The following is a 26,654-nucleotide window of genomic DNA, read 5'->3' as shown; positions in this document are numbered from 1 at the left end:
GCCACAAATGCAAACGGGGCCGCATTGCTGCGACCCCGTCTGGGTGGGTTAGGTAAACAGGGCAGTCTTAGAAGGACACCACGAACGATGTTCCAAAGAAATTCTTTGTCTGCTTGACATTGCCATCCACATCGGTGAAGTTGTATCCGGAGGATTGATCCAAACGGTATTCAACCTTCCACTGCGTGTTGGCATTGATTTGGTAGTTGGTACCGAGGGAAACACGCGTGAGGTTCGCACCAACGTTGGGATCGATGATGGCACCAGAGGAGTCAAGCTCTGGGCCAAGGCCAACAGATCCACTACCACCAGCTCCGTTGTAAACGTACGTGCCACCACCATTCTTGCGGTTATCAAAGTAGTCGGCCCGAGCCAGCAAATTCAGACGGGGCGTCAGTTTGTAACCGACCAAGGCAGAAACACCGGTCCATGTAGCGTCATCACCATTGGCTGCCGCATTACGTTGCTGACCTGTGCTCAATTGGCCATTGAACATCCAGTCGCCGTGCGTGTAGCCACCGTCGATCGCCACGATGTCAAAGTTGCGGTTGTTGGAACCGTGTGCCACTGACAGACCGATGTACGAGAACTCGTCAATGAACCAGTCTCCTCGCGCGGCAAAGCCGACGGACTTCGTATCGTTGCTACTGGCGGAGGAACTTGTTGCAACGACCACATTGCCGCTCGAATCTTTATGGGGGTCTAGATTGCTATCGATATTACCCACGACCCATTTCAACGCATAGGTACCGTTCACAAAGGTGTGCGACATACCCAAGCCGGTATAGGAGGTAGCGCCTGCCAAGTCGAACAGGGCATTGTGCGTAATCAGCTGGTTGCCCAGTGTGGCGTTGGCATTGGCAAAGGAGAACTCATACCCCTGAAAGTCAGGGATCAAGCCACCAATGATGCGATGCTCTTTGGTCAGAGGAATGGAGATGGATGCCTCATGAACTTGGTTGTAAGAGGTGGAGCCAGGCAGCAAACGCAATGTCCAATCCACGCCCTCGCCATCCTGGGACTCCTTGGTAATCTGCAGCATGCCATATTCATCACCATACCCCGCTGAGGATCCGAAAGAGTGGTTCTTGCCGAGGTCATCGTATTTATACGCAGCTTCAATCGTCCCATTGACCTTCAAACCTTTGAAGCCAGACTTCTCCTGATCATCGGCCGCCAAGTCCTGCTTCTGCTCGATGCGATTGACCTGTTGCACCAACGCAGTGGTGTCAGGCTGCGCACTCATGGCCTCAACCTTCTGTGTCAGGGCTTGCAGCTGAGCCTTCAGCGCCTCGATTTCCTTAATCAAGTCTGCGGAGGATTGTGCGTGGGCACTCATCCAAGGCATGGCACTGGCCAAGGCAACCACTATCAGTTTTCTTTGAAAGCTCATTTCTTACTCCTGTTTTGAACTCGACATTTATATACAAATACACACCGAAACCGACTACCTATCAATCCACCTTGCGGTAGGCGGCAGCCATTTCCAGTGCGCGCTTCTTCTCTGCTCTGGACATAAGGATACTTGCCGCGAACACCCCAATGCTTACCACTGCTACCGTCAGGGTTGCTACCGTATTGACACTTGGACTCAGGCCCAGGCGGGCTCGACTGAAAATGGTAATAGGCATGGTGGTGGACCCGGGCCCGTTCAGGAATGCCGAGATCACCACATCATCCAGTGACAAGGTGAAGGTCAGCAACCATGCTGATGCAATCGCTTGCGAGATCAGAGGCAAGGTCACCAGGAAGAATACCTGCAAAGGCCTTGCACCCAGGTCTTGCGCAGCTTCTTCCAGCGACGGGCTCATCTCCTGCAAGCGGGACAGAACGATCACGGTCGCATAGGCCATGCCTAGCAAGGTATGCCCCAGCCAGATGGTGCTGAATCCGCGCTCGGGAAAACCGAAGATGCGCTGCACCGACACCAGCATGAGCAGCAAGGACAAACCGATGATCACTTCCGGCATCACCAGCGGTGAATTCACCATGCCAGCGAACAAGGTACGTCCAGGGAAACGCTTGAAGCGGTGCAAGGTAAGCGCAGCCAGCGTACCTAGGATCACAGACGAACAGCCAGTGGAAAAGGCAATCCGCAACGACAGCTTGAAGCCATCGATGATCTCTCGATCTTCCACCAGCGCCGAATACCAGCGCAGTGAGAATCCGCCCCAGTTGGTCACCATGGGGCTGGCATTGAAGCTGAAGACGATCAGCGTGAGGATGGGCATGTACAGGAACACAAAGACTGCCACCATCCATATATTGGAGGTCAGCTTTCCGGCATTGAATTTCATGCGCGACCTCCCGAAGTGCTTTCAGCCTGGTATTTGTTGAACAAGGCCAACGGAATGATGATCAGCCCTACCATGACCACAGCTACACTCGCCGCCATGGGCCAGTCGTTGTTGCTGAAGAATTCATCCCACAGCACATGACCAATCATCAGGGTCTCCGGTCCACCCAGCAATTCCGGAATCACAAACTCACCGACGCAGGGGATGAACACCAGCATGGAGCCGGCAATGATGCCGCTCTTGGACAGGGGCACCGTGATGCGCCAGAAAGCTTGCCAAGGCGTGGCACCCAGATCCAGCGCAGCTTCCAGCAGACGCAAGTCCATCTTCACCAGATTGGCATACAAGGGCAGGATCATGAACGGTACATAGGTGTAGACCATGCCCAGCACCAGGGAGAACGGCGTGTTCATCATCTTGACCGGTTCGGAAATCAACCCCAGCGCCATAGCCATGTTGTTGAAAACACCCGAGTCAGCCAGCAGCATCTTCCACGCATATACGCGCAACAGAAAGGACGTCCAGAACGGCAACATCACCAGCATGAGCAGCGCAGGCCTTCTGTCTGCCGGGCTACGCGCCATGAAATAGGCAAACGGATAGGCGATGAACAGGCAGATCACCGTGGTGATGGCTGCAATTTTCAGCGAGCTGAAGTAGGCATTGAAATACAGCGAGTCCTGCGTCAGGCTGATGTAGTTCCCGTACTTGATTGAAAGCACGATCACATCATCACGCCAAGTGAGAATTTCCTTGAAGAACACCGCGTCCATTTCGGACAGGCTGATCTTGAACACCACCAGAAACGGCAGCAGGAAGACGACAAGCAGAAACACCATGGGCACGCCGATTACGGCGGTACGCCCCCAGGCGCCAGTCAGCTTGGCGTGCAGAGAATGGTTTTTGAGTGCAGCGGTGGCCATGGGAATTACTGCGTCAAGACCACGACATCACTGCCACACCACCACACATACACCTTGTCACCCCAGGTGAGCTGTGTTTCACCATGGCGGGCCGCGTTGGTGTGTGTTACTTTCACTATGGCGCCGTTCTCCAGCTTGACGTGGTACGTCGTCAAACTACCTAGATAGGCCAAGTCGTCAATTACTCCTTGCACCACGTTGTAGCCGACTTCGGCCAGCGATTCGCGTGCGCTGTCTTCTGGCGGAGTCGATTGAATGGACATCTTTTCGGGCCGCACAGCAATGCTGACCTCCATGCCTTCTGTCCCGGTGATACCGTGGCTCACGTAATGCTTGCATTCGGGTGAGGCCACGATCACGTGGTCTGGCGCATCTGCCTCCACCGAGCCCTTGAAGATGTTGACACTTCCGATGAAGTCGGCAACAAACAGGCAATTGGGTGTTTCGTAGATATCGGCCGGCGCGCCAATCTGCAGGATCTTGCCCTCACTCATGACGCCAATGCGGGTGGCCATGGTCATGGCTTCTTCCTGGTCATGGGTCACCATGACACAGGTCACCCCCACTTGCTCAATGATGTCCACGAGTTCAAGTTGCGTGCGCTGGCGCAGCTTGGCATCCAACGCGCCCAACGGCTCATCCAGCAACAGGAGTTTGGGTCGTTTGGCCAGACTGCGTGCCAAGGCAACACGTTGCTGCTGTCCACCGGACAACTGATGCGGCTTGCGTTTGGCGTACTGCTTGAGCTGCACCAGATCCAGCATCTGTCCGACCCGCTCTGCAATCTGATCCTTGGGCATGCCGTCGCGGTGCAGGCCAAAGGCAATGTTGTCCCATACCGTCAAGTGCGGAAACAGGGCATAACTTTGGAACATCATGTTGATTGGACGCTCGTAAGGTGCCAACCCCACGATGTCCTGACCGGCCAGCAGAATCTGGCCGGAAGTGGGGGTTTCGAATCCCGCCAGCATCCGCAAAAGCGTGGACTTGCCGCAACCGGAAGAACCCAGCAGCGCAAAGATTTCACCCTGCTGGATATCCAATGAGACTTCATCCACAGCAAACACGTCGTCAAATTTCTTGACGATGCGATTGATTTGCAGAAATGGCTTCCCGCCGGTCTTCGCCGCGCTAGGAGTTGGATTCGAATTGGTCGCCACAGATGTTTCCTAATTAGTTATTTTTCTATACAAGACTCGGATTACAGACCGGTCTTGAAGGCCGTGTGGGCACGGCTTTCAAGGCGGCGAATGTCATTGGTCAAAGCCTTGGGAGGGATCATGGTTGCCATTTCAGCCGCGGTCGGATAGGACGACGGATTGTTGGCAATATCGGGATTGATCAGTTTCTTGGACGCCAGGTTGATGTTGGCGTACTTCACCTTGTTGGTGATGGCTGCCTGCACGTCCGGACGCATGATGTAGTTCATAAAAAGGTGCGCATTCTTGGGATGTGCTGCATCCGCGGGAATGGCCATCATGTCGAAGAACAAGATTGCACCATCCTTGGGCACCAGTGCCTTGATGTCCTGGCCGGTCTTGCCTTCAATCGCACGGGCGCGGGCGATGTTGATATCGCCGTTCCAGCCCAAGGACATGCAAATGGAGCCACTGGCCATGTCGTTGATGTAACCCGACGAACTGAACAGGGTCACATAGGGACGCACTGCCTTGAGCAAAGCGGACGCTTCCTGGTAATCAGCGGGGTTCTTGCTGAAGGGGTCCTTGTGCAGGTAATGCAGCGCAGCGGGCAGCACTTCGCTGCCTGCATCCAGAACGGACACGCCACAGCTCTTGAGCTTGCTGATGTACTTGGGATTGAAGAACAGTTCCCACACATTGTCGGGCATGGGTTCAGCACCCAATGCGGCCTTCACCTTGGCGGTGTTGATGCCGATGGTGGTGTAACCCCATAGCCAGTTCACCAGGTGTTCATTGCCCGGATCGATGGTGGCAATCTGTGCCTGCACAGCGGGGTCATAGTTCTTCAGGTTGGGCAAAAGGCTCTTGTCGAGCTTAGCCAGCAATCCTCCACCGATTTGCAGAGGAGCAAAGGTGGAAGAAGGCACAACGATGTCGTATCCCGTCTTGCCTGCCACCAGCTTGGCGTGCAGGATTTCGTTGTTGTCATAGGTGTCGTAGCGAACCTTGATGCCAGTCTCTTTTTCAAAGTTGGCGATGGTGTCGTCAGCGATGTAGTCCGACCAGTTGTAGATGTTTAGAACCTTTTCCTCATCTGCCATGGCAGACCCGGCTGCGAAGGTCATGAGGCCCGCCACTGCCAGTCCTCCAAGAAGTTTGCTAACCAATTTCGTGCTGGAAAATTTAATCAATTTGAAGCTCCTGGGGTTTATAGAGTGTGAAACGCTAAACGATATTAATACTGTAGAGGCACCAAAATGCTACATGCAATCCCTATGCCAACCAACCATTTTTCTGTACGTCGGCATAAGTCAAATCAAGGCACTTCACTATCAAATCGATCAGTTCATCAATCTGAGCGTGGGTCATGGTCAACGGAGGGGCAATGATCATGCGGTCTCCAACGGCGCGCATGATCAATCCATTGGAGAAACAGTGTCCGCGGCACACCATGCCAACGCTTAAGTCACCGTTGAAACGCTCCATGGTTTTCTTGTTCTTGACCAGCAACAAACCCGCCGTAAATCCGCAGGTTTCCGCACGCCCCACCAGCGGGTGATTGTTAAGTTCTGTAAAGCGCTTGGCCAGGTACGGGCCGATGTCGTCTTTCACACGACCCACCAGGTTCTCGCGCTCCATCAGCTCCAGATTGGCCAGAGCCACTGCACAGGCCACCGGATGGCCGCTGTAGGTATAGCCGTGGTTGAACTCCCCGCCCTTCTCTATCAACACAGAGGCAACACGGTTGCCGACCATCACACCGCCCAACGGGATGTAGCCGCTGGTCACGCCCTTGGCGAAAGTTACCAGGTCGGGTTTGTAGCCAAATTTTTCGTAGGCAAACCAGTGACCCAGACGACCAAATGCGCAAATCACCTCGTCGCTGATCAGCAGGATTCCGTATTTGTCGACGATGCGTTGAATCTCGGGCCAGTAGGTGGCGGGAGGAATGATGACGCCGCCAGCACCTTGCACCGGTTCACCAATAAACGCGGCGACCTTGTCCGCACCGATTTCAAGAATCTTGGCTTCCAGCCAACCCGCAGCACGCACACCGAAATCAGCCTCACTCTCGTCCGGCAAAGCGTTTTCGAGATAGTACGGTTGCTCGATATGGGTGATGTTGGGGATTGGCAAATCGCCCTGCGCATGCATGCCACTCATGCCGCCCAGCGATGCGCCCGCCATCGTGCTGCCGTGGTAACCGTTGTGGCGTCCGATAATGACCTTGCGCTGCGGCTGTCCCATCAGATCCCAGTAACGACGCACCATGCGCACGTTGGTGTCATTGCTTTCACTGCCGCTGCTCGAATAGAACACATGGTTGAAGCTGCGATCTCCCACATCCGGAGCCAATGAGGCCAGCTTGGCGGCCAGCTTGGTAGCGGGCACGTTGGTGGTCTGGAAGAAGCTGTTGTAGTAAGGCAGCGTCATCATCTGCTGATAGGCCGCATCGGCCAATTCCTTGCGGCCGTAGCCCGCATTGACGCACCACAGACCGCTCATGCCATCGAGTACTTTTTTGCCCTCGGAATCCCAGACATAAATTCCGTCTGCATGGGTCATGACGCGCGAACCGCGCGTGGCCAGATCGCCATGGTCCGTAAACGAGTGAATGTAGTGGGCACTATCCAAAGCCTGAATGGCCTTGGTGTCCACCGCCTGTGCCTTGCTGACAATGGCCGGGGGTGCAATCACCGGCGCAAACGCGTTCTTGCTCATAAAAAATCCTCTCGATAGCGCGACCAGCGAGCTGGTACGGGTTGGGTATGAATACAGGGTGCGGGATTAGACGTGCAACAACAGGTGTTCACGCTCCCACGGAGAAATCACCTTCATGAATTCATCGAATTCAAGTTCCTTGATTTCGGTGTAGACCGTCACGAACTCCTTGCCCAGCACTTCATGCAGGTCGGTTTCCTTACGTAGCCAGTCCAGTGCTTCACCCAGGCTGCGTGGCAACGAGTACGCCGACAAATAGGCATCTCCACGCATCTCGGCCTTGGGCTTGATCTTGTTCTTGATACCCAGGTAGCCGCAGGCCAGCGTCATGGCCATGGCCACATACGGATTGGCATCGGCGCCGATCACACGGTTCTCCACACGCCGCGCTGCAGGCGAAGAGATGGGTGAGCGGATGCCCACGGTGCGGTTGTCGTAACCCCACTCGATGTTGATCGGTGCGGCCGTGTTGCGTGAAAGGCGGCGATAGCTGTTCACATAGGGTGCGACCAGCACCATGGCTGCGGGAATGTAACGCTGCAAGCCACCGATGTAATGCATGAAGGTTTCCGACGGTGTGCCGTCGGAGTTGCTAAATACATTCTTGCCGCTGGCAACGTCCACCAGGCTCTGGTGCACGTGCATCGCGCTGCCCGGCTCGCCTTCAATGGGTTTGGCCATGAAAGTGGCATACATGTCGTGACGCAGCGCAGCCTCACGCACCGTGCGCTTGAACAGGAAGACCTCATCAGCCAGGCCCAATGGTTGTGCATGGAAGAAGTTGATTTCCATCTGTCCTGCACCGACTTCGTGAATCAACGTATCCACGTTGAGTTCCATCTTGTCGCTGTAATCGTAGATTTCTTCAAACAGCGGATCGAACTCGTTCACCGCGTCAATGCTGTATGCCTGACGTGATGTTTCCGCACGGCCGCTACGACCAATGGGCGGCTTCAACAACGTGTTGGGATCCGTATTGCGCGCAGTCAGATAGAACTCCAGCTCGGGCGCCACGATGGGTTGCAGACCTTCAGCGGCAAACAGATCGCACACCCGACGCAGCACGCTGCGCGGAGCAAAGGGCACCAGATTGCCGGCATGGTCAAAGCAATCGTGAATCACTTGCGCCGTGGGGTCGACGGCCCAGGGCACGATGCGCACTGTGGACGGATCCGGACGCAGTTGCATGTCCTTGTCGGTGGGGTCGATGACGTCGTAGTATGGTCCGCTTTCGGGGAATTCTCCGGTAACGCCCATGGCCACAATGGCTTGCGGCAGACGCATGCCGCGGTCTTCAGTGAACTTGGCGCGAGGCAGGATCTTCCCGCGCGCCACACCGGTCAAGTCGGGGACCAGACATTCGACCTCCGTCACCCGGCGCTCATTGAGCCACTGTTCCAGATCATTGAAATTCATCGTCTTGTTATCACTCATCACTCACTCCTTGCTGCAGGGCAGCGTACTGAACCGTTGTCAGGCTCCCAGGCGTTGCACCTGCCGCGCACGGCACGCTTCGCCAAAGGCCTTGAATATTGCTGCGTAAAAAGGATTGTCTGAAGTCTTCCACTCCGGATGCCATTGCACCGCATAGGCAAAGGCGGGTGCGCCCTGCACTTCAAATGCTTCCACCAAACCGTCGGGCGCGCGACCCAATGCACGCAATCCTTGTGCCAAACGGTCAACGCCTTGCCCGTGTACCGAATTCACCTGAGCCACGTCAGAACCCGCCCATTGTGCAAAGGCGGAGCCCGCTTCGAAATGCACTTGGTGGCTGGGCGCGTATTGCAACTCGTAGCTGTCGTCAGGTGACTCGCGGTGGTCCATATGGCTTGGCAATTCATGGACCTTCTGGTGCAGCGTGCCGCCCAGCGCCACATTGATTTCCTGAAAGCCCCGGCAAATGCCCAATAGCGGAACCGCTTGCGCAACACAAGCCCTGACCAATGCCAGGGTCAAGCTGTCGCGTTGCTCGTCCAGCATGAGGCTGGGGTCGGACAGCGTCTTGCCAAAATGCTGCGGATGTACGTTGGATGGGGAGCCGGTCAGCATGACGCCATCCACCAATGCCAGCAGGGCATCGATCTGATCCGCATCGGCCAGCGGAAACAATACGGGCTGTGCATCCGCATTGCACTTGACGGCCCTGGCGTACTTGTCGCCCAGAACCAGAAATGGCATGGTGCGCTGGTCATTGCCAAGCAGGCGATGATCAGCAGGTAGCCAAACCAGTGGTAATGGCTTTTTCATGGTTGTCTCCGTTTTCTTGTGGCAATTGTGTTGCAGAATTGGACTCAATCCGGAGCCATTTAAAGTGGCTCCATGGTGCCATTTGAAACCCACTCCACTCTTGAGACGCAGCATGCTGTCAGAACTTCTACTCACCGAAATGGGGCGTTTGAGCCAACAGGACAACATGCCGCTGCATCGCCAGTTGTATGAGGCCATGCGCCGCGCCATCCTGGACGGCAAGCTGTCCGCGGGTGACCGCCTGCCCTCCAGCCGTGAACTCACGCAAGACCTGAAACTCTCGCGCAACACGGTGGTGGCCGCACTCAACCAGCTCGGCGTGGAAGGCTATCTGGTCAGCCGCGTCGGCAGCGGCACCTTCATCAACGACAACGTTCCCAAGGCGCAGGGCCGCACCAACCACGCCCGCACCTCTACACGGCAAGCCCAACTATCCAAGCGGGGAATGGCTCTTTCCACCACCTTCTGCGCCACACAGCTGGAGGTTCAGCCCTTTACGCCGGGAGTTGCGGATTTCAGCGCGTTTCCAGTAGCACTCTGGCAGCGCCTGCAGAACAAGCACTGGCGTATGACCTACCCGGAAATGCTGGACTACAGCTACACCGGTGGACACGCGCCACTGCGTCGCGCGGTGGCGGACTACCTGCGCGTGTTTCGCAGCGTGCCGCTGGATGTGGACCAAGTCATCATCACCAGCGGAACCCAGCAGTCCCTGGAGCTGTGCGCGCAGTTGCTGGGCGATCATGGTGACACCGTGTGGCTGGAAGATCCCGCCTATTGGGGTGCCATCAAGGCCTTCATGGCCACGGGGCTCAAACTCCATCCCGTGAAAGTGGATGTGCACGGCATGGCTCCCACTCCTGCTGATGAAAAACACCCGCCCCGCCTGATCTATACAACCCCATCGCACCAGTATCCGACTGGCGCTGTGATGAGCCTGCCGCGCCGCCAGCAGTTGTTGTCCATTGCCGCCGCACACAACGCCTGGATTCTGGAGGACGACTACGACAGCGAGTTCCGCTTCAGCGGTCCGCCGTTGTCGTCTCTAGCCGGGCTGGACCAGGACCAACGTGTGTTCTACATGGGCTCGTTTTCCAAGGTGCTTTATCCGGGATTGAAGCTGGGCTATCTGGTGGTTCCGCAGCGGCTCGTCGGTGCCTTCAAGCAGGCGCACTACGACCTGAATCGCCCCGGGCAAATGCCGCTGCAGGCGGCCCTAGCCGAGTTCATCGAACTGGGCCACTTTGCCAGCGCCTTGCGCCGCGCCCGCCACAGTTATGCCGAGCGCCGCCAATGTCTGCTGGAGGCGCTGCAGCCCTGCCTGGGTGAACGGGCCCGCATCACTGGGGCCGAACAGGGCCTGCATTTGTGCCTGCGTCTGCCTGATAGCGTCGACGACAAGGCCCTGGCCCTGCGCATCGGCAGCCTGGGCCTGACTGTGCGGGCACTGAGCGCCTATTGCCTGCAACGCACCGACGCCAAAGGTCTGGTCATCGGCTACGGCTACGCGCCACTGGCGAGCATTCACCGATACGGCCCGGTTTTGGCCAAGGCAATCCAGGCAGAACTGAAGCGTACTGCCTGACGCGCAAGATCAGCTCTAGAAAAGATCCTTGATCTGGTGATACGCCATGCCCAGGACCAAGCTGGGCTTGCGCAGCAGCGGTCCACCGGGAAATTTCTGGTGCCGCACCCGCGCAAACAAATCAAATTGCTCAGCCTGCCCAGCCACGGCGTCGGCCACCAGCTTGCCGGCCAGACCCGTGAGCGTGACGCCATGGCCGCTGAAGCCTTGCAGGTAGTACAGGTTGTCCCCCAGGCGACCGAAGTCCGGCGCACGGTTCATGCTGATGTCCACAAAGCCGCCCCAGACGTATTCCACCGGCACATTGCGCAACTGGGGAAAGACCTGCCCCATGCGCTTGGCGATGACATGTGACAGGTTTGCGGGAGTGCGGGCCGAGTAGCTCACGCGACCGCCAAACAGCATGCGCCGGTCGGCACTGAAGCGGAAGTAGTCCAGCACGAAATTGTTGTCGCAGACCGCTGCGTTGTCCGGAATCAGTTGCTCACATTGCCCTGCGGGTAGCGGCGCCGTACCAATGATGTAGGTCCCGACCGGCATGATGCGCGGTGTGATTTCGGGCGCCACTCGGGGGCCGTATTCGCCCAGCGTGCAATTGCCTGCCAGCACGCCAAACGAAGCCGTCACCGTGCCCCGGGTGGTCTTGGCCTTGAGTTTGGCGCCACGTTGAATATCGACTACCGCAGAGCGCTCGAAAATGCGCACACCCAGGCTGCGTGCCGCGCGTGCCAACCCCAGTCCGTACTTCAGCGGATGCAGGTGGCCGGACTGACGCTCGAAGGCAGCCGCATGGTAGCGCGGGCTCTGGATGTAGCGCTGCACATCCGCTCCACGGACGAAGTCCGTCTTGAACGCGTAGTCCCGCTCCATGGCCTGCATGTCCTCTTCCAGCGCGCGCGCCTTGCGTGGAGAGTCGGCCACATAGAGGTAGCCCGACACCCGGTCACATTCGATCTGGAACTTGGCAATACGTGCATCCATCAGGTCCAGTGCCTGCACCGACATGTCCCAGATGCGCCGTGCATCCGCCTTGCCGAGTTGCGCTTCAAAAGGGTCCTGGCCGCTGGCATAGCCCACGATGGCTTGGCCACCGTTGCGCCCGGACGCGCCGCTACAGATGCGGTCCGCTTCGAGCACCACGACTTGGTAGCCGCGCTCGGCCAGTTCGATTGCTGCGGACAGTCCGGCAAAGCCAGCGCCTACCACCAGCACGTCAGCCTGCAAGTCACCACTCAGCGGCTCCGCGAGCGGCTCTCGCTGCACGCTGGCTTCGTAGTAGCTTTTCTGGTTGAGTTGGGTGTCGGAATCCAGCAGCATGGTGTGTGTCTTTGCGTGAAGAGAACAATTGGGTAGGGGCTCAAGCCCGGGAAGTCTTGGCTATCTGGCCGCACAGATAGGTCCAGATGAACTGCGCTGCCGCGTTGCTGGTGAGCTCGGCATGGTCGTAGGCGGGTGCCACTTCCACGCAGTCCATACCAACAAAGTTCAGCGGCGCCAGCTCTTCCAGAAACGTCATCACCTGCGAACTGGTCATGCCGCCTGGTTCGGGGGTGCCGGTGCCGGGCGCGAAAGCAGGGTCTAGGCAGTCGATATCCAGCGTGAGGTAGCACGGCGTGTTTCCGATGCGCGCCTTGATGGCCTCGATGAGGGTGTCAAGCTGCGCACCGTCCTTGCCACGCAGATCGCGCGCGTTGTAGATCATGCCGCCTTGGTCCTTGACGTATTCACGTGCCGCACGTTCGCCGCTGGAGCGGATGCCGATCTGCACCGCTTTGCTGCGCTCCACCAGACCTTCCTGGATGGCCTCGTAGGTCCAGGTGCCATGTCCGGACGGTTCGCCGAAATGGTTCACCCAGGTGTCGCAATGCGCGTCAAAGTGGATCAGCGCCACGGGGCCGTGCTGCTTCCTGAGGGCACGCAACAGCGGCAGGGTGACGGAATGGTCACCTCCGATAAACGCGCAATGGTGTGCCCCCATCAGCACGGCAGCCTGCTGCTCGATGGCACTACGCACCTCCGTCAGCGGCGAAGCATTGGGCAGACGCATGTCACCTGCGTCCCCAATATGCCCCAAGGGACTTACGTCAAACAGCGGATGGATGCCGTCACACAGCATCAGGGATGCCCGTCGGATTTCCTGAGGGCCGAAGCGCGCACCCGGCCGGTTGGTGACAGCTCCGTCAAATGGAATACCGCAGACAGCATAGGTCTGTTGCTGCAACGGTGGCGCAGCAAGAAAACGGTTGCTGTTATTGGCGTAGGCAAACTCTCCGATAGCCATGGATATCCCCGTGATGTATTGAACCAGGCCGGTAAGGTAACGCATGGCGCCGCCATGGCTGGGGCCAATTCCGGCGCGGGCTGACAAACCACTGAGCGCACCCGCTTGAGGTACGCTTGGCCGCCATGCCCCATCTGTCACCTCCCGCACAACGTCTGGCCGCCTATGGCTACCTGGCCCTGAGCATGGCGTTGGCTGGCAGCTATGTGGCGCTGTCCAAGCCCTTGGTCGCCGCCCTGCCTGTTTTCCTGCTGGCCTGGCTGCGCTTTGGCATCGGTGGCATCGCCATGGCCGGCTGGCTGCGCAAACCAGCCGACGAGAAGCCGTTGTCCCGCGGCACCAAACAACTGTTGTTTCTGGAGTCGTTCTTCGGCAACTTTCTGTTTTCCATCTGCATGCTGTTTGGTGTCAGCATGACCAGCGCCGTGTCGGCAGGGGTCATCATGGCAACCATCCCCGCAGTCGTTGCGCTGATGAGCTGGCTCTTTCTGAAGGAAAAAATAGCCTTGCGCATCTGGGCCGCCATCGCTTGTGGCGCACTGGGGATTGGCTTGCTGGCCTGGAGCCAGCACGGCCACACACCGGGCCCCAGCACCAGCCCGTCCGACTCCGCCCGCGTATGGCTGGGCAATGCCCTGGTGCTGGGTGCGGTACTGTGCGAAGCCTTTTACGCCGTGATCGGCAAGAAGCTCACCGGGTCGGTGTCCCCCAAGCGCATCAGCGCCATCATCAACCTCTGCGGCTTTTTGCTGGTTTCTCCGCTAGGTATCTACACCGCGCTGCGATTTGACTTTGCCGCGGTGCAGCCCGCATCCTGGCTGCTGCTGGTCTTCTACGCGCTGGCCGCCAGCGTATGGACCGTGTGGCTGTGGATGACCGGCTCCAGGCACGTACCCGCGTCCCACGCAGGCGTGTTCACCGTGCTGCTACCTGTCACCGCAGCTCTGGTGGGCGTGCTAGTTTTGGGCGAATCCTTGGGCGGCATGCAGGTGCTGGCCTTTGCCATCGCACTCCTGGGCGTACTGCTGGCCACACTGCCTGGACGGCAGGCCGAGGCCGTGGAACCGCACCTTTGAGCCGGGCCTACAAGGCCTTGTCGCTGACCACGATGCCGTCAGCGTCGGCATACAACCAGTCGCCGGGCCTCACCCACACGCCCTGAATCTGCACGGGTACATTGCTTTGGCCTTCGTTGCGCTTCTCGGTTGGCAATGGAATAGGCGCCAAAGCCCGTATGCCTACAGCCTGGGTCGCCAGCTCGGCGCTATCGCGCACACAGCCGTCAATCACCACCCCGGCCCAACCATTGCGCGCCGCCGCGGCACCCAGATTGCCGCCCAGCAGTGCTCGCCGCAAGGAGGCCCCGCCATCGACAACCAGCACCTTGCCTATGCGTCCCTGTGCCGTATCAATCCAGCCCTGCGCGTCCACTGCCGCCTTGACGAGGGTGTTGTCTTCGTGGCATTTCACTGTTTCCACAGGGCCGCAGAACTGCGTGACCTGCCCAAAGTCGCGAAAAACAGGGGGAAGAACGCGAAATGCGCCCGAGGAATCACTCTTGTGGACATCACAAAAATCACAGGTTGCAAACGATTGACTCATGCCGCGACACTCCTTTTTGCCTAAAAGTTCCATTCTCCAATGAAAAAAACAACATCCTCGAGTGAAAAAAGCATTTCTCCGCTTGGAAACAGCCTTTTTCTCCAGTAGCATGCGGCTACCGGTGAAGAAGCAGTTTTTCACTGGTGATTAATCAACTTCTAGAAGGACAATCAATCATGGCAACTGCAAAAAAACCGGCTGCAAAAAAAGCCGCTCCCGCAAAGAAGGCTGCACCCGCTAAAAAGGCGGCGCCAGCCAAGAAAGTAGCAGCCAAGGCCGCTGCACCAGCCAAGAAGGCTGCTCCTGCAAAGAAAGCTGCACCCGCCAAGAAGGCAGCAGCTCCTGCGAAGAAAGTCGCTGCAAAGAAGGCCCCCGCCAAGAAGCGCACCGTCAACGCTGCCTTCATGAAGGCCATGACTCCCAGCGCCGCTCTGGCCGCTGTGGTCGGTTCTGCAGCACTGCCCCGCACAGAAGTGGTGAGCAAGCTGTGGGCCTACATCAAGAAGAATGGCTTGCAAGACAAGGTCAACAAGCGCAACATCAACGCTGATAGCAAGCTGAAAGACATTTTCGGCAAGGCCCAGGTCACGATGTTTGAGTTGGCTGGTCTGATCGGCAAGCACCTCAAGTAAAGCGAAGGCCTTGCGCCAAATTGGAAAGGTCGGCATACGCCGGCCTTTTTTCGTTTGTGACCATTTGTGTATGCTCGCCGCCTGTTTCAACTAGAAGAGTCCATTCATGTTGCGCTTTGCACTAACCCGTCTGAGCCTGATCATTCCGACTTTTTTCGGCATGACGCTGCTGGCATTTTTTCTGATCCGCCTGGTGCCGGGCGACCCGATTGAAACTCTTGCGGGCGAGCGCGGCATTGACGCAGCACGCCACGCACGGCTGCTGACCGAGTACGGTCTGGACCAGCCTGTGATAGTCCAGTACGGCATCTATATCGGCAAGGTGCTGCATGGCGATCTGGGCAAATCCATCATCACCCAGGCGCCGGTACTCAGTGAGTTTGCTGCGCTGTTTCCGGCAACCATCGAACTGGCGCTGTGTGCCATCCTGTTTGCCCTCATCATCGGCATCCCTGCGGGGATTCTGGCCGCAGTCAAACGCAATTCCTTTCTGGACCAGGGTGTGATGGGCGTCTCGCTGGCGGGCTATTCCATGCCGATTTTCTGGTGGGGATTGCTGCTCATTTTGCTGTTTTCGGTGCAGCTCGATCTCACGCCGGTATCGGGCCGGATTGCGGTGGAATACTACTTTGAGCCTGTGACGGGCTTTCTACTGATCGACTCGCTGCTGTCAGACCAGACCGGCGCCTTTGCATCTGCCGTGTCGCATCTGATCCTGCCCACCATCGTGCTGGGTACCAATCCGCTGGCCGTGATCGCGCGCATGACCCGCTCAGCCATGCTGGAAGTGCTGGGCGAGGACTACATCCGCACGGCACGGGCCAAGGGCCTGTCCAACCTGCGCGTAGTGGCAGTTCATGCCCTGCGCAATGCGCTGATTCCCGTGATCACGGTGATCGGCTTGCAGGTAGGCGTTCTGTTCACCGGCGCCATCCTGACCGAGACCATCTTCTCCTGGCCTGGCGTGGGCAAGTGGCTGATCGAAGCCATCAGCCGCCGCGACTACCCCGTGTTGCAAGGCGGCATGCTGCTGCTGGGCATGGTGGTGATGGGCGTCAACCTGCTGGTGGACGTGACCTACGGCATCATCAATCCACGTATCCGGCATCAATCATGAGCAGCATGACCTCCACAAAATCCGATGCCATCGTGCAGCACGTCAGTCCACTGCGTGACTTCTGGCGTTCATTCACCGCCAACAAGGGTGCGGTTGGCGGCTTGGTGATTGTCTGCCTGGTGGTTCTGATGGCCGCACTGGCCAACCAGATCGCGCCCTACGCGCCTGACACGACTGACAACTCGGTCTTTCTGGTTCCTCCGGCCTGGAGCACGGGTGGCAGTTCTGCCCACCTGCTGGGCACCGACGCGATTGGACGTGACATTCTTTCGCGGCTGATTTTTGGTGCACGGCTGTCGCTACTGATCGGTGTGGCTGTCGTGGTGATTTCCATCGTTACCGGCACGGTGCTGGGCCTGCTGGCAGGTTACATCCGCGGCGTTTTCGAAGTGGCCGTCATGCGCTTGATGGACATCATCCTGACGCTGCCGAGTCTGCTGCTGGCCATCGTGATCGTGGCCATTCTTGGACCTGGTCTGATCAACGCGATGCTGGCAGTGGCCATCGTGGTGCTGCCGCACTATGTGCGCATCACGCGTGCGGCGGTGATTGCCGAGGCTTCGCGCGACTACGTGACCGCAGCCCGCATGAGCGGCGCAAGCCATTGGCGTCTGATGTTCAGCGAGATCCTGCCCAATTGCACAGCACCCCTGATCGTGCAGGCTTCACTGGGCATCTCTGCGGCCATTCTGGATGCCGCGGCGCTGGGCTTTCTGGGCCTGGGAGCGCAGCCGCCATCGCCGGAGTGGGGCACCATGCTGGCTGACGCGCGCGAGTTTGTGCTGCGGGCTTGGTGGGTCGTGACCTTCCCCGGCCTGGCCATCCTGATCACCGTGCTGGCATTCAACCTGCTGGGCGATGGTTTGCGTGATGCGCTGGACCCCAAACTCAAACGTTGATGCATTCGTGAAATCCAAAGCTGCAACCCACACAGAACCACAACATGGCACTGCTTGAAATTGAAAACCTGACGGTGGAGTTTCCGTCACACAACGGCGTGATGCACGCAGTGGATGGCGTGAGCTTCCGTATCGAGCCCGGCGAGGTCCTGGGCATTGTCGGAGAGTCCGGCTCGGGCAAAAGCGTCACCATGATGGCCCTGATGGGCCTGGTGGGCTATCCGGGCCGCGTCAAGGCCGACGCCATGCGCTTTGATGGACATGATCTGTTGACCCTCACGGACCGCGAGCGCCGGCGCATGACGGGCAAGGACCTGGCCATGATCTTCCAGGACCCCACCACCAGCCTCAACCCGTGCTTTACCGTGGGATTCCAATTGGCAGAGACACTCAAACTGCACATGGGCATGACACGCGCGCAGGCACGCACTCGTTCCATCGAACTGCTGGAGCAGGTTGGTATTCCCGCGCCCGAGAGCCGTCTCAATCTGTACCCCCACCAATTCTCAGGTGGCATGAGCCAACGGGTCATGATTGCCATGGCGATCGCCTGCAATCCCAAGTTGCTGATTGCCGATGAGCCCACCACAGCGCTGGACGTCACCATCCAGGCCCAAATCCTGGACCTGCTGCGCAATCTGCAAAAGGAACGCGGCATGGCCCTGGTGCTGATCACGCACAACATGGGCGTGGTCAGTGAGATGGCGCAACGGGTAGCCGTGATGTACGCCGGGCAATTGATGGAACAGCGCAGCGCCCAAGACCTGTTTGCCACACCCATGCATCCCTATACCGAAGCCCTGATGGCTTCCATGCCCGAGCGCAGCCACGGCAGCAGCCGTTTGACTACCATCCCCGGCATGGTGCCTGGTCTGTACGACCGCCCAGCCGGTTGCCTGTTCGGGCCCCGCTGCAACTACCACCGTGCCGAATGTGAGCAGCGGCCCGCCCTGCGGCAAACTCCACAAGGCGCAGTACGCTGCCACTTTCCCCTGGGCAGTGCAGCAGCAAAGGGGCTGATCGCGGAGGGCACGGTATGAGCGACAACGCAGTGGTCGTTGCCGACCAACTCAAACAGGTGTACCCCATCAGCAGAGGACCGTTGCGCGCGCCTGCACAACTGCAAGCGGTCAGTGGAGTTTCCTTCACGCTGCGAGCGGGTAAGACGCTGGCTGTGGTGGGCGAATCGGGCTGTGGCAAGTCCACGCTGGCCCGCATGGTTTCACTCATCGAAGCTCCATCGGAAGGCTCTCTTCAGCTAGGCGGCGTGGATGTTGTCAAAGCCACCGCGCAAGACAAGAAGACGCTGCGCCAGAAAGTGCAACTGGTTTTCCAGAACCCGTACGGTTCGCTCAATCCACGTAAGCGCATAGGCCAGATTCTCGAAGCGCCCTTGGAGATCAACACCGAGCTCACCGCGGAGATGCGCTCGCAGAAGGCCCATGCCATGCTGGCCAAGGTGGGGCTGCGTCCGGAACACTACGACCGCTACCCGCACATGTTCTCCGGCGGGCAACGCCAGCGCATTGCCATTGCGCGGGCATTGATGCTCAACCCTCTGGTGGTGGTGGCCGATGAGCCGGTGTCGGCACTGGACGTCTCCATTCAGGCCCAGGTATTGAATCTGCTGGCAGACTTGCAGCAGGAACTGGGACTGGCTTATCTATTCATCTCGCACGATCTGGGCGTGGTGCGCCACATTGCCCACGATGTGCTGGTGATGTACCTGGGCAGCGTCGTCGAACAGGGCGAGAAAGAAGCCATCTTCAGCAAGCCGCTGCATCCCTACACCCTGGCACTGCTGGCTTCCACACCCGGTCTGGCCGGCAGTGGCCAGTCCCGCAAGCGCATTGTGTTGACGGGTGAGTTGCCATCCCCACTCAATCCACCGAAGGGTTGCGTGTTCTCGACGCGTTGCCCGCACGCTACGCAGCAGTGCCATGCAGAGCGACCATTGCTGCAGGAGTTGAGCGGACGCAAAGTTGCCTGCTTTGAAGCTGAGAAATTGATGACAAACTGATCTGCGATTGACAAAACATCGTACGGGTAACGTAACATGCAATTTTTTTCTCGGAGGAAATCCATGAAACGTACCCTGGCGCATTTCAAAATGCACAAGACTGCGATGCTGGCTGCCATCGCCTTGCCCGCACTGCTGGCCGTAGGTGCCGCGTCTGCAAAGACCCTGGTCTACTGCTCTGAGGGCAGTCCGGAAAACTTCTCTCCCAGTATCAACACCACCGGCACTTCGTTTGACGTAACCGAACAGATCTACGACAACCTGGTCAACTTCGAGCGCGGCGGCACCAAGGTGATTCCCGGACTGGCTGAGAAATGGTCTATCTCCAAAGACGGCACCGAATACATCTTCAATCTGCGCAAGGGCGTGAAGTGGCAGAGCAACAAGAACTTCACTCCAACGCGCGACTTCAATGCCGACGACGCATTGTTCATGTTTGAGCGTCAGTGGAAAGAGAACGATCCTTACTTCAAGGTCACCAGTTCCAACCACTCCTACTTTGGCGACATGGGTATGCCATCGCTGCTGAAGTCGGTGGACAAGATTGACGAATACACCATCAAGGTCACGCTCAACGCTCCTGAGGCGCCCTTCCTGGCCAATCTTGCCATGCAGTTCGCCGGCGTGCAGTCCAAGGAATATGCCATTGCCATGCTGAAGGCTGGCACTCCCGAGAAGATCGACCAGGACCCACTGGGTACCGGCCCCTTCCAGCTGGTGCAATACCAAAAGGACGCCATCATCCGCTTCAAGGCGTTCCCCCAGTACTGGGCCGGCAAGGCCAAGATTGACGACCTGATTTTCGCCATCACACCAGACGCCTCGGTGCGCTGGGCCAAGCTGCAAAAGGGTGAATGCCATGTGCTGCCCTACCCCAACCCCGCCGACCTGGATGCCATGCGCAAAGACAGCAATGTCACCGTGCTGGAGCAACCCGGCCTGAACATCGGCTACCTGGCCTACAACACCACCAAGAAGCCTTTTGACGACGTGCGCGTGCGCAAGGCACTCAACATGGCCATGGACAAGAAGGCCATCGTGTCGGCCGTGTATCTGAGCACCGGTGTGGCCGCAACCAACCCGATTCCTCCTACCCAATGGTCGTACAACAAGGCGATCAAGGACGACGCCTACAACCCGGCTGAAGCCAAGAAGTTGCTGGCTGCTGCAGGCTACCCTGATGGCTTCACCACCGACCTGTGGGCCATGCCGGTACAACGCCCCTACAACCCCAATGCCAAGCGCATTGCCGAGCTGATGCAGGCTGACCTGGCCAAGATCGGCGTGAAGGCCGAAATCAAGAGCTTTGAATGGGGCGAATACCGCAAGCGCATGCAGAACGGTGAACACCAGATGGGCATGATGGGCTGGACCGGTGACAACGGAGACCCAGACAACTTCCTGAACACCTTGCTGGGCTGCGCGTCTGCCAAGAGCAATGGCTCCAATGTGGCCAAGTTCTGCTACAAGCCCTTTGACGATCTGGTGCTCAAGGCCAAGCAGGTGACCAACCCCGCCGAACGCACCAAGCTGTACGAAAAGGCCCAAGTGGTGTTCAAGGAGCAAGCTCCCTGGTTCACCATCGCCCACGCCGTGCAGATTGCACCGGTGCGCAAGGAAGTGGTGGACTTCAAGTTGAGCCCCTTCTCCAAGCACACCTTCTACGGTGTCGATATCAAGAAGTAACTTCTACTTCGCCCACGAAAAAGCCCGCTTCAACAGAGCGGGCTTTTTTTGTTCGGCTTGGTCAATAATATGATCGAAATGTATCGCCCCTAGTCACCCTTGAATTGGAGAAGTCCTGGTGAACGTGATTGTTCCATCGCAGAATGCTGACGGATCGCTTGGCAACAGCGAAACGGCTGCAAGCGAGGCTGCATCTTCTCCATGCATTGGCTCACAGTCCGTGATCATGGAAACGTCTGCAGAGCAGAGTTGGGCCGACTTTTGCAGAACGCTGCAACGGCCCGCCCTCCTGTTGGGTGACTTCGACCCGTTCGACTCAGAACAGCCCTGAAATCTTTCCATCGTCGTCCACGTCGATACGCATGGAGGACGGCTCCCTTGGCAAGCCCGGCATGGTCATGATGTCGCCGCAGATCATCACCACAAACTCGGCTCCGGCCGCCAGCCGCACTTCCCGGATATTCACGATGTGACCGCTGGGCGCCGCGCGTAGCTTGGGGGCGGTGGAAAACGAATACTGGGTCTTGGCCACGCACACTGGATAGTGACCATAGCCGTCATCCTGCAGCTTCTGGATACGCGCGCGTATGGCCGCATCGGCATTGATGTCTGCAGCGCCATACACCTTGGTGGCAATCGCTTTCATCTTGTCCCACAAGGAGTCACTGTCCTCATAGACATAGCTCATGCGTGCTGTGCCCGCCTCTGCGATCTTCACCACCTTGCGCGCCAATTCCTCGGCGCCCTTGGAGCCATTGGCCCAATGCCTGGCCACCACCATGGGCACGCCCAACCGCTCCATGCTGGAGCGCAGCAGATCGAGTTCTTCGGTCGTGTCCGAGGTAAAGTGATTGACCGACACCACACATGGCAGGCCGTAGTGGTTGCGCACGTTGCTCACGTGCCGCTCCAGATTGGCCATGCCTCGCTCCAAGGCTGCCAGATCGGGCACATTCAGGTTCTTGGCATCCACGCCGCCATGGTGCTTGAGCGCACGCACGGTTGCGACCACCACCACCGCATCCGGGCGCAGGCCCGACTTGCGGCACTTGATGTCGATGAACTTCTCTGCCCCCAGATCGGCGCCAAAGCCCGCCTCGGTCACCACATAGTCACCCAGCTTCAGGGCAGCGCGTGTGGCAGTAATGGTGTTGCAACCATGCGCGATGTTGGCGAATGGGCCGCCATGGATGATGGCCGGATTGTTCTCCAGGGTTTGGACCAGATTGGGCTTGATGGCATCCTTTAGTAATGCCGCCATGGCGCCGTGCGCCTGCAGATCGCGCGCGCGCACTGGCAGCTGTTCGCGCGTGTAACCCACGATGATGTTGCCCAGCCGCTCCTTCAAGTCCCGGCGTGAGGTGGCCAGGCAGAAGATGGCCATGACCTCGGACGCCACCACGATGTCAAAACCATCTTCGCGCGGAAAGCCGTTGCCCGGACCACCCAGCGACACCACGATGTTGCGCAAGGCCCGGTCGTTCATGTCCATCACACGGCGCCAGGTGATGCGCCGCACATCGAGCCCCAACGCATTTCCGTGGTGGATGTGGTTGTCGAGCAATGCGGCGAGCAGGTTGTGCGCCAGTGCGATGGCACTGAAATCACCGGTGAAGTGCAGGTTGATGTCTTCCATGGGAACCACCTGCGCATAGCCGCCACCCGCGGCACCGCCCTTCATGCCAAACACCGGACCCAGAGAAGGTTCGCGCAAGGCGATGACCGCCTTCTTGCCGATGCGGTTGAGCGCGTCGCCCAGTCCGACCGTGGTAGTGGTCTTGCCTTCGCCCGCGGGAGTCGGGCTGATGGCCGTCACCAGAATGAGTTTGCCGTCGGGGCCGGGATGCCGGTCCAGCCAGCCCAGATCAATCTTGGCCTTGTAGTGACCATAGGGCTCCAGCGCTTCGGCCGGAATGCCAAGCCGCTCCCTGGCCAGTTGCATGACGGGAACAAGGCTTGCAGCCTGCGCAATGTCGATGTCGGAAAGTGCCACGTTGTCTCCTGTTTTTATGGGTCATCAACCATAACGGGGAGGCTCCCGATTTGCAACTCTGGCACTGTGGTCTGCAGCGCACACAAACCTGACCGGCACATGCTCCCTAAAACCCGATATGCAGCAAGCTGTAGGCAGCCACCAGCGTCATCACCAATGCGCTGCCATAGCATACCAATTTGGAAGGCGTGCCATGCGGAATGCCAACGTCATGCAGGCTGTGAAAGATGCGGTGCGCGGCATGCCAGGCAAACAGCACGATGACCACAAAAACAAAACCCTTGCCGACGAAGTTCTGCGCAAAAGCCAGCGTGCGCGAATAACTCATGAAGTCGGTCTTCAACCCGACTCCCAGTGGCGCGGCCAGACCGGTGATGAAGATCAGCGCCGTGCCCAGCAAGGCCGAGAGCATGCCGCCTGCGCCAAACATCAGCCAGAAAAACGGTGCATTGGAACGCTTCATGATTGGCTCCACACTGCCAGCAGCAGCACAACAATCGTCACCACCACGGCAGCGGTCCAGCCGCTGCGCTGGATGCGCTCTGCGGAGACCCGCTCGCCACCCACCACGATAGGCGCCATGGTCTTGGGCATGATTTCAAACCAACTGTAGGCATGCAGCACCATGCAGACCAGCAGCACCAGATGCAGCACGATGGACAAGGGCGACTGCAAGGCCAGCAACCAGCCATTCCAAGCGGCCTCGCCTTGCGCCAGCCGGACCACCCCCACGGTCAAGATGAGCGCATACACCCACACGCCCACTGCGGTGACCTCACGCGCCATGTAGCGCACGAAGAAAGGATTGCGCCTCCACCAGCCCTCCATGGGGCGCACATAAGGCGGATTGCGGCGAACGCCGCCGCTGTTGGATTCGGGCTTCATGCAGGTTCTCCTTTCTTGGGGAGGAAACGGATGAAGTAGTCCAGGGCACTGTTCACCTTGTTCTGGTTCACGGCATTGGCAGGGTCAACGCCTTTGGGGCAAACCTCGGAGCAGTAGCCCACCGCAGTGCAACTCCAGACTCCTTCTTCCGCATTCAATATTTCCATGCGCTGTGCGCGCCCGCCGTCACGCGAGTCAGCGTTGTAGCGATGCAGCAGGGCCAACACACCGGGTCCGGTGAAGTCGGGGTTCAAGCCGAACTGCGGGCAGGCGGCATAGCACAGCATGCAGTTGATGCAAGAGCTGAACTGCTCGAACTTCTCCAGTTGCGCAGGTGTCTGCAAATACTCGCCCTGGGCCAGGGTACGTTCTTCCTTGGGAATGATGTAGGGCTTGATGCTTTCAAGCTTCTTCACGAAAGGCTCTACGCTCACGACCAGGTCGCGCTCGATGGGCAGATGCGCCAGTGCTTCCACCCGCACCGGCCCCGGCAGCAGATCGCGCAAGAAGGTCTGGCACGACAGGCTGGGCTTGGAGTTGATCATCATGCCGCAGCTGCCGCAGATCGCCATGCGGCAGGACCAGCGAAAGCTCACCGTGCCGTCAATCTCGTCCTTGATGTGCTGCAGTCCCTGCAGCACCGACATGTCTTCGGTGAACGGCACCTGGTAGCTCTGCCACACCGGAACGGATTCCTGCTCGGGGCGGTAGCGCAGTACCTGAATCTCTATGATTTTGCTGGGCTCAGCCATTTGACTTCTCCTTGGCATGCTGCTCGGCATCGGCCTTTTCTCCGGCTGCACCATAGGCACGGGTACCGGGTTGCGAGCTGGTGATCTTGACGGGACCGTAGGCTATGCGCGGCGGTCCGTCGCCCTGGTAGTAGGCCAGCGAATGCTGCAGGAAGTTGACGTCGTCCCGCACCTCAAAACCGTCCAGCCGCTGGTGCGAGCCGCGCGACTCGCGTCGATTGAGCGCCGAATGCGCCATGGCCTCAGCCACCTCCAGCAGATAGCCCAGTTCAATGGCCAGCAGCCAGTCGGTGTTCCAGCCTTGGGACGTGTCGTCCAGTTTGATGTTCTTGTAACGCTGGCGCAGCTCGGCCAGCTTGTCACAGGTCTGCTGCATGGTGGACTCCATGCGGTAGATGCCGCAACCGTCTTCCATGGTCTGCGCCATTTCACGGCGTATGGTGGCCACGCGTTCAGTCCCCGTGCGGCGCGTGCGCAGTGCCTCGGCACTGGCTTGTGCGGCGTTGGCCTGATCCAGCAAGCGTGCAACCGGTGCGCCCTGCTTGCCCTGCTCCTTGGCAAAGCGCACGGCCTGCTCGCCGGCAATCTTGCCGAACACGATCAGCTCGGTCAGCGAGTTGGAGCCCAGGCGGTTGGCACCGTGTATGCCCACACTGGAGCATTCACCCACCGAGTACAGCCCCGGCAAAGTGGCCGCCGTATTGCCGTCGGCAATGATGCCGCCCATGGTGTAGTGCACGGCCGGCAGGACGGGAATCGGTTCCTTGGCCGGGTCCACGCCCAGGTATTCGACTGCCAGTTCGTAGATTTGCGGCAGGCGCTCACGCAATTTCTTCTCGCCCAGATGGCGCAAGTCCAGATGCACCACTTCACCGTGGCGTGTGGTCACCGTGCGGCCCTTTTGTTTCTCATGCCAGAAAGCCTGGCTCAGGCGGTCGCGCGGGCCCAGCTCCATGGCCTTGTTGCGCGGCTCCGGCGTAGCCGGTCCCAGGCCATAGTCCTGCAGGTAGCGGTAGCCGTCCTTGTTGAGCAGAAAGCCGCCCTCGCCCCGGCAAGCTTCGGTAAACAGCAGGCCGGTGCCGGGCATGCAGGTGGGGTGGTACTGGACAAACTCCATATCGCGCAACGGCACGCCGTGGCGGTAGGCCAGTGCCATGCCGTCGCCAGTGACGATGCCGCCGTTGGTGTTCTCGCGGAACACGCGGCCCGCACCGCCGGTGGCGATGATGACCGCCTTGGCTTGAATCAGGGTGAACTCGCCGGTCGCGATGTTGATGACCACCGCGCCCTGCACACGGCCTTCGTCCTGCACCAGATCCACACAGAAATATTCGTCAAAACGCTGGATGGACGGGTACTTGATGGAAGTCTGGAACAAGGTGTGCAGCATATGAAAGCCGGTCTTGTCCGCGGCAAACCAGGTGCGCTCGATCTTCATGCCGCCAAAGGCGCGCACGTTCACATGGCCATCCGGACGCCGACTCCAGGGGCAGCCCCAGTGCTCCATCTGCACCATGGCGTCATGGGCCTGCGCCACAAAGGACTCGACCACGTCCTGCTCGCACAACCAGTCGCCCCCGGCCACGGTGTCGTGGAAGTGCGCCTCCAGGCTGTCATGCGCCTGCGTGACCGCTGCGGCACCGCCTTCTGCAGCCACTGTGTGGCTGCGCATGGGATAGACCTTGGATACCAGCGCCACGCGCAGTGTGGGATCGGCTTCCGCCACGGCAATGGCCGCTCTCAGCCCGCCACCTCCTGCGCCAATGATGGCGACGTCTGCCTGTACTACTTGCATTCGATTCCCCTTCGATGTGCGGCTAGCACTGTGGGGTAACTCTACGCCTGTGCGTTATTCAATGACTGACCTAAGTC

General features: G+C 58.8%; 24 protein-coding genes. 8 read left to right on the top strand and 16 right to left on the bottom strand.

Going from position 1 to position 26,654, the window contains the following annotated elements; translation table 11 throughout:
• Positions 1-67 precede the first annotated feature (67 nt).
• The 8 genes from AC1RMF_RS02305 to AC1RMF_RS02270 form a co-directional block, all read right to left on the bottom strand.
• Entirely contained in the window at positions 68-1,393 is a 1,326-nt protein-coding gene (locus tag AC1RMF_RS02305) for a DUF3138 family protein (RefSeq protein WP_342617778.1), read from the bottom strand.
• A 61-nt stretch (positions 1,394-1,454) separates the two neighbouring features.
• Entirely contained in the window at positions 1,455-2,297 is an 843-nt protein-coding gene (locus AC1RMF_RS02300) for an ABC transporter permease (protein ID WP_342617779.1), read from the bottom strand.
• Positions 2,294-3,220, bottom strand: coding sequence for an ABC transporter permease (locus AC1RMF_RS02295; RefSeq protein WP_342617780.1), 927 nt, complete (start codon positions 3,218-3,220; stop codon positions 2,294-2,296). Before AC1RMF_RS02295 ends, AC1RMF_RS02300 begins: the two co-directional genes overlap by 4 nt.
• 5 nt (positions 3,221-3,225) lie before the next feature.
• Entirely contained in the window at positions 3,226-4,380 is a 1,155-nt protein-coding gene (locus tag AC1RMF_RS02290) for an ABC transporter ATP-binding protein (protein WP_493139208.1), read from the bottom strand.
• A 41-nt stretch (positions 4,381-4,421) separates the two neighbouring features.
• The gene (locus AC1RMF_RS02285) at positions 4,422-5,486 is read right to left on the bottom strand and encodes a polyamine ABC transporter substrate-binding protein (RefSeq protein ID WP_342617782.1); all 1,065 of its coding nucleotides are present in this window, start codon (positions 5,484-5,486) and stop codon (positions 4,422-4,424) included.
• Between the two features lie 148 nt (positions 5,487-5,634).
• Positions 5,635-7,083, bottom strand: a complete 1,449-nt coding sequence (locus AC1RMF_RS02280) for an aspartate aminotransferase family protein (RefSeq protein WP_493139205.1) — start codon at positions 7,081-7,083, stop codon at positions 5,635-5,637.
• Positions 7,084-7,149: 66 nt separating this feature from the next.
• The gene (locus tag AC1RMF_RS02275) at positions 7,150-8,517 is read right to left on the bottom strand and encodes a glutamine synthetase family protein (protein WP_342617784.1); all 1,368 of its coding nucleotides are present in this window, start codon (positions 8,515-8,517) and stop codon (positions 7,150-7,152) included.
• Between the two features lie 39 nt (positions 8,518-8,556).
• Positions 8,557-9,330 carry a gamma-glutamyl-gamma-aminobutyrate hydrolase family protein gene (locus AC1RMF_RS02270; protein WP_493139204.1) on the bottom strand — a complete coding sequence of 258 codons (774 nt, stop codon included), beginning with the start codon at positions 9,328-9,330 and terminating at the stop codon, positions 8,557-8,559.
• 112 nt (positions 9,331-9,442) lie between these two features.
• Here AC1RMF_RS02270 and pdxR point away from each other — a divergent pair, with 112 nt between their 5' ends.
• Entirely contained in the window at positions 9,443-10,915 is a 1,473-nt protein-coding gene (pdxR, locus tag AC1RMF_RS02265; RefSeq protein ID WP_493139202.1) for a MocR-like pyridoxine biosynthesis transcription factor PdxR, read from the top strand.
• A gap of 15 nt (positions 10,916-10,930) precedes the next feature.
• On the opposite strand, the gene AC1RMF_RS02260 is transcribed toward pdxR, so the two are convergent.
• Together AC1RMF_RS02260 and speB are read right to left on the bottom strand one after the other, a co-directional pair.
• Positions 10,931-12,232: an NAD(P)/FAD-dependent oxidoreductase gene (locus AC1RMF_RS02260; RefSeq protein WP_493139201.1), complete on the bottom strand. Its 1,302-nt coding sequence runs from the start codon at positions 12,230-12,232 to the stop codon at positions 10,931-10,933.
• Positions 12,233-12,272: 40 nt separating this feature from the next.
• A complete protein-coding gene (gene speB, locus AC1RMF_RS02255; protein ID WP_493139919.1) occupies positions 12,273-13,196 on the bottom strand; it encodes an agmatinase in 924 nt (307 codons plus the stop codon).
• Between the two features lie 125 nt (positions 13,197-13,321).
• On the opposite strand from speB, the gene AC1RMF_RS02250 reads away from it, so the two are divergent.
• A complete protein-coding gene (locus tag AC1RMF_RS02250) occupies positions 13,322-14,272 on the top strand; it encodes a DMT family transporter (protein ID WP_493139199.1) in 951 nt (316 codons plus the stop codon).
• A 7-nt stretch (positions 14,273-14,279) separates the two neighbouring features.
• On the opposite strand, the gene rraA is transcribed toward AC1RMF_RS02250, so the two are convergent.
• On the bottom strand, positions 14,280-14,798 hold the full coding sequence (rraA, locus tag AC1RMF_RS02245; RefSeq protein WP_342617788.1) for a ribonuclease E activity regulator RraA: 519 nt from the start codon (positions 14,796-14,798) through the stop codon (positions 14,280-14,282).
• Between the two features lie 176 nt (positions 14,799-14,974).
• Here rraA and AC1RMF_RS02240 point away from each other — a divergent pair, with 176 nt between their 5' ends.
• The 6 genes from AC1RMF_RS02240 (at position 14,975) to AC1RMF_RS02215 (ending at position 21,152) form a co-directional block, all read left to right on the top strand.
• The gene (locus tag AC1RMF_RS02240) at positions 14,975-15,430 is read left to right on the top strand and encodes an SWIB/MDM2 domain-containing protein (protein ID WP_342617789.1); all 456 of its coding nucleotides are present in this window, start codon (positions 14,975-14,977) and stop codon (positions 15,428-15,430) included.
• 106 nt (positions 15,431-15,536) lie between these two features.
• Positions 15,537-16,547 (top strand): ABC transporter permease subunit, encoded by a 1,011-nt coding sequence (locus AC1RMF_RS02235; protein ID WP_493139196.1) that lies wholly within the window; start codon positions 15,537-15,539, stop codon positions 16,545-16,547.
• Between the two features lie 5 nt (positions 16,548-16,552).
• Positions 16,553-17,446, top strand: coding sequence for an ABC transporter permease subunit (locus AC1RMF_RS02230; RefSeq protein ID WP_446737937.1), 894 nt, complete (start codon positions 16,553-16,555; stop codon positions 17,444-17,446).
• A 44-nt stretch (positions 17,447-17,490) separates the two neighbouring features.
• Positions 17,491-18,486: an ABC transporter ATP-binding protein gene (locus AC1RMF_RS02225; RefSeq protein WP_342617792.1), complete on the top strand. Its 996-nt coding sequence runs from the start codon at positions 17,491-17,493 to the stop codon at positions 18,484-18,486.
• On the top strand, positions 18,483-19,466 hold the full coding sequence (locus tag AC1RMF_RS02220) for a peptide ABC transporter ATP-binding protein (protein WP_493139193.1): 984 nt from the start codon (positions 18,483-18,485) through the stop codon (positions 19,464-19,466). Before AC1RMF_RS02225 ends, AC1RMF_RS02220 begins: the two co-directional genes overlap by 4 nt.
• A 63-nt stretch (positions 19,467-19,529) precedes the next feature.
• A complete protein-coding gene (locus tag AC1RMF_RS02215; RefSeq protein WP_342617794.1) occupies positions 19,530-21,152 on the top strand; it encodes an ABC transporter substrate-binding protein in 1,623 nt (540 codons plus the stop codon).
• Positions 21,153-21,468: 316 nt separating this feature from the next.
• Here the strand turns inward: AC1RMF_RS02215 and AC1RMF_RS02210 are convergent, their stop codons facing one another.
• The 5 genes from AC1RMF_RS02210 to frdA form a co-directional block, all read right to left on the bottom strand.
• Positions 21,469-23,145 carry a formate--tetrahydrofolate ligase gene (locus AC1RMF_RS02210; RefSeq protein ID WP_493139190.1) on the bottom strand — a complete coding sequence of 559 codons (1,677 nt, stop codon included), beginning with the start codon at positions 23,143-23,145 and terminating at the stop codon, positions 21,469-21,471.
• A gap of 106 nt (positions 23,146-23,251) precedes the next feature.
• On the bottom strand, positions 23,252-23,608 hold the full coding sequence (gene frdD, locus AC1RMF_RS02205; RefSeq protein ID WP_342617796.1) for a fumarate reductase subunit FrdD: 357 nt from the start codon (positions 23,606-23,608) through the stop codon (positions 23,252-23,254).
• On the bottom strand, positions 23,605-24,030 hold the full coding sequence (locus AC1RMF_RS02200) for a fumarate reductase subunit C (RefSeq protein WP_493139187.1): 426 nt from the start codon (positions 24,028-24,030) through the stop codon (positions 23,605-23,607). Before AC1RMF_RS02200 ends, frdD begins: the two co-directional genes overlap by 4 nt.
• Positions 24,027-24,782 carry a succinate dehydrogenase/fumarate reductase iron-sulfur subunit gene (locus tag AC1RMF_RS02195; protein WP_493139185.1) on the bottom strand — a complete coding sequence of 252 codons (756 nt, stop codon included), beginning with the start codon at positions 24,780-24,782 and terminating at the stop codon, positions 24,027-24,029. Before AC1RMF_RS02195 ends, AC1RMF_RS02200 begins: the two co-directional genes overlap by 4 nt.
• A complete protein-coding gene (gene frdA, locus AC1RMF_RS02190) occupies positions 24,775-26,577 on the bottom strand; it encodes a fumarate reductase (quinol) flavoprotein subunit (protein WP_493139184.1) in 1,803 nt (600 codons plus the stop codon). Before frdA ends, AC1RMF_RS02195 begins: the two co-directional genes overlap by 8 nt.
• Positions 26,578-26,654 lie beyond the last annotated feature (77 nt).

The sequence above is a fragment of the Rhodoferax sp. GW822-FHT04A08 genome, assembly GCF_058801025.1.
Note: the sequence above shows the minus strand (reverse complement) of the source record. Positions and strands in the feature narration are given on the sequence as shown.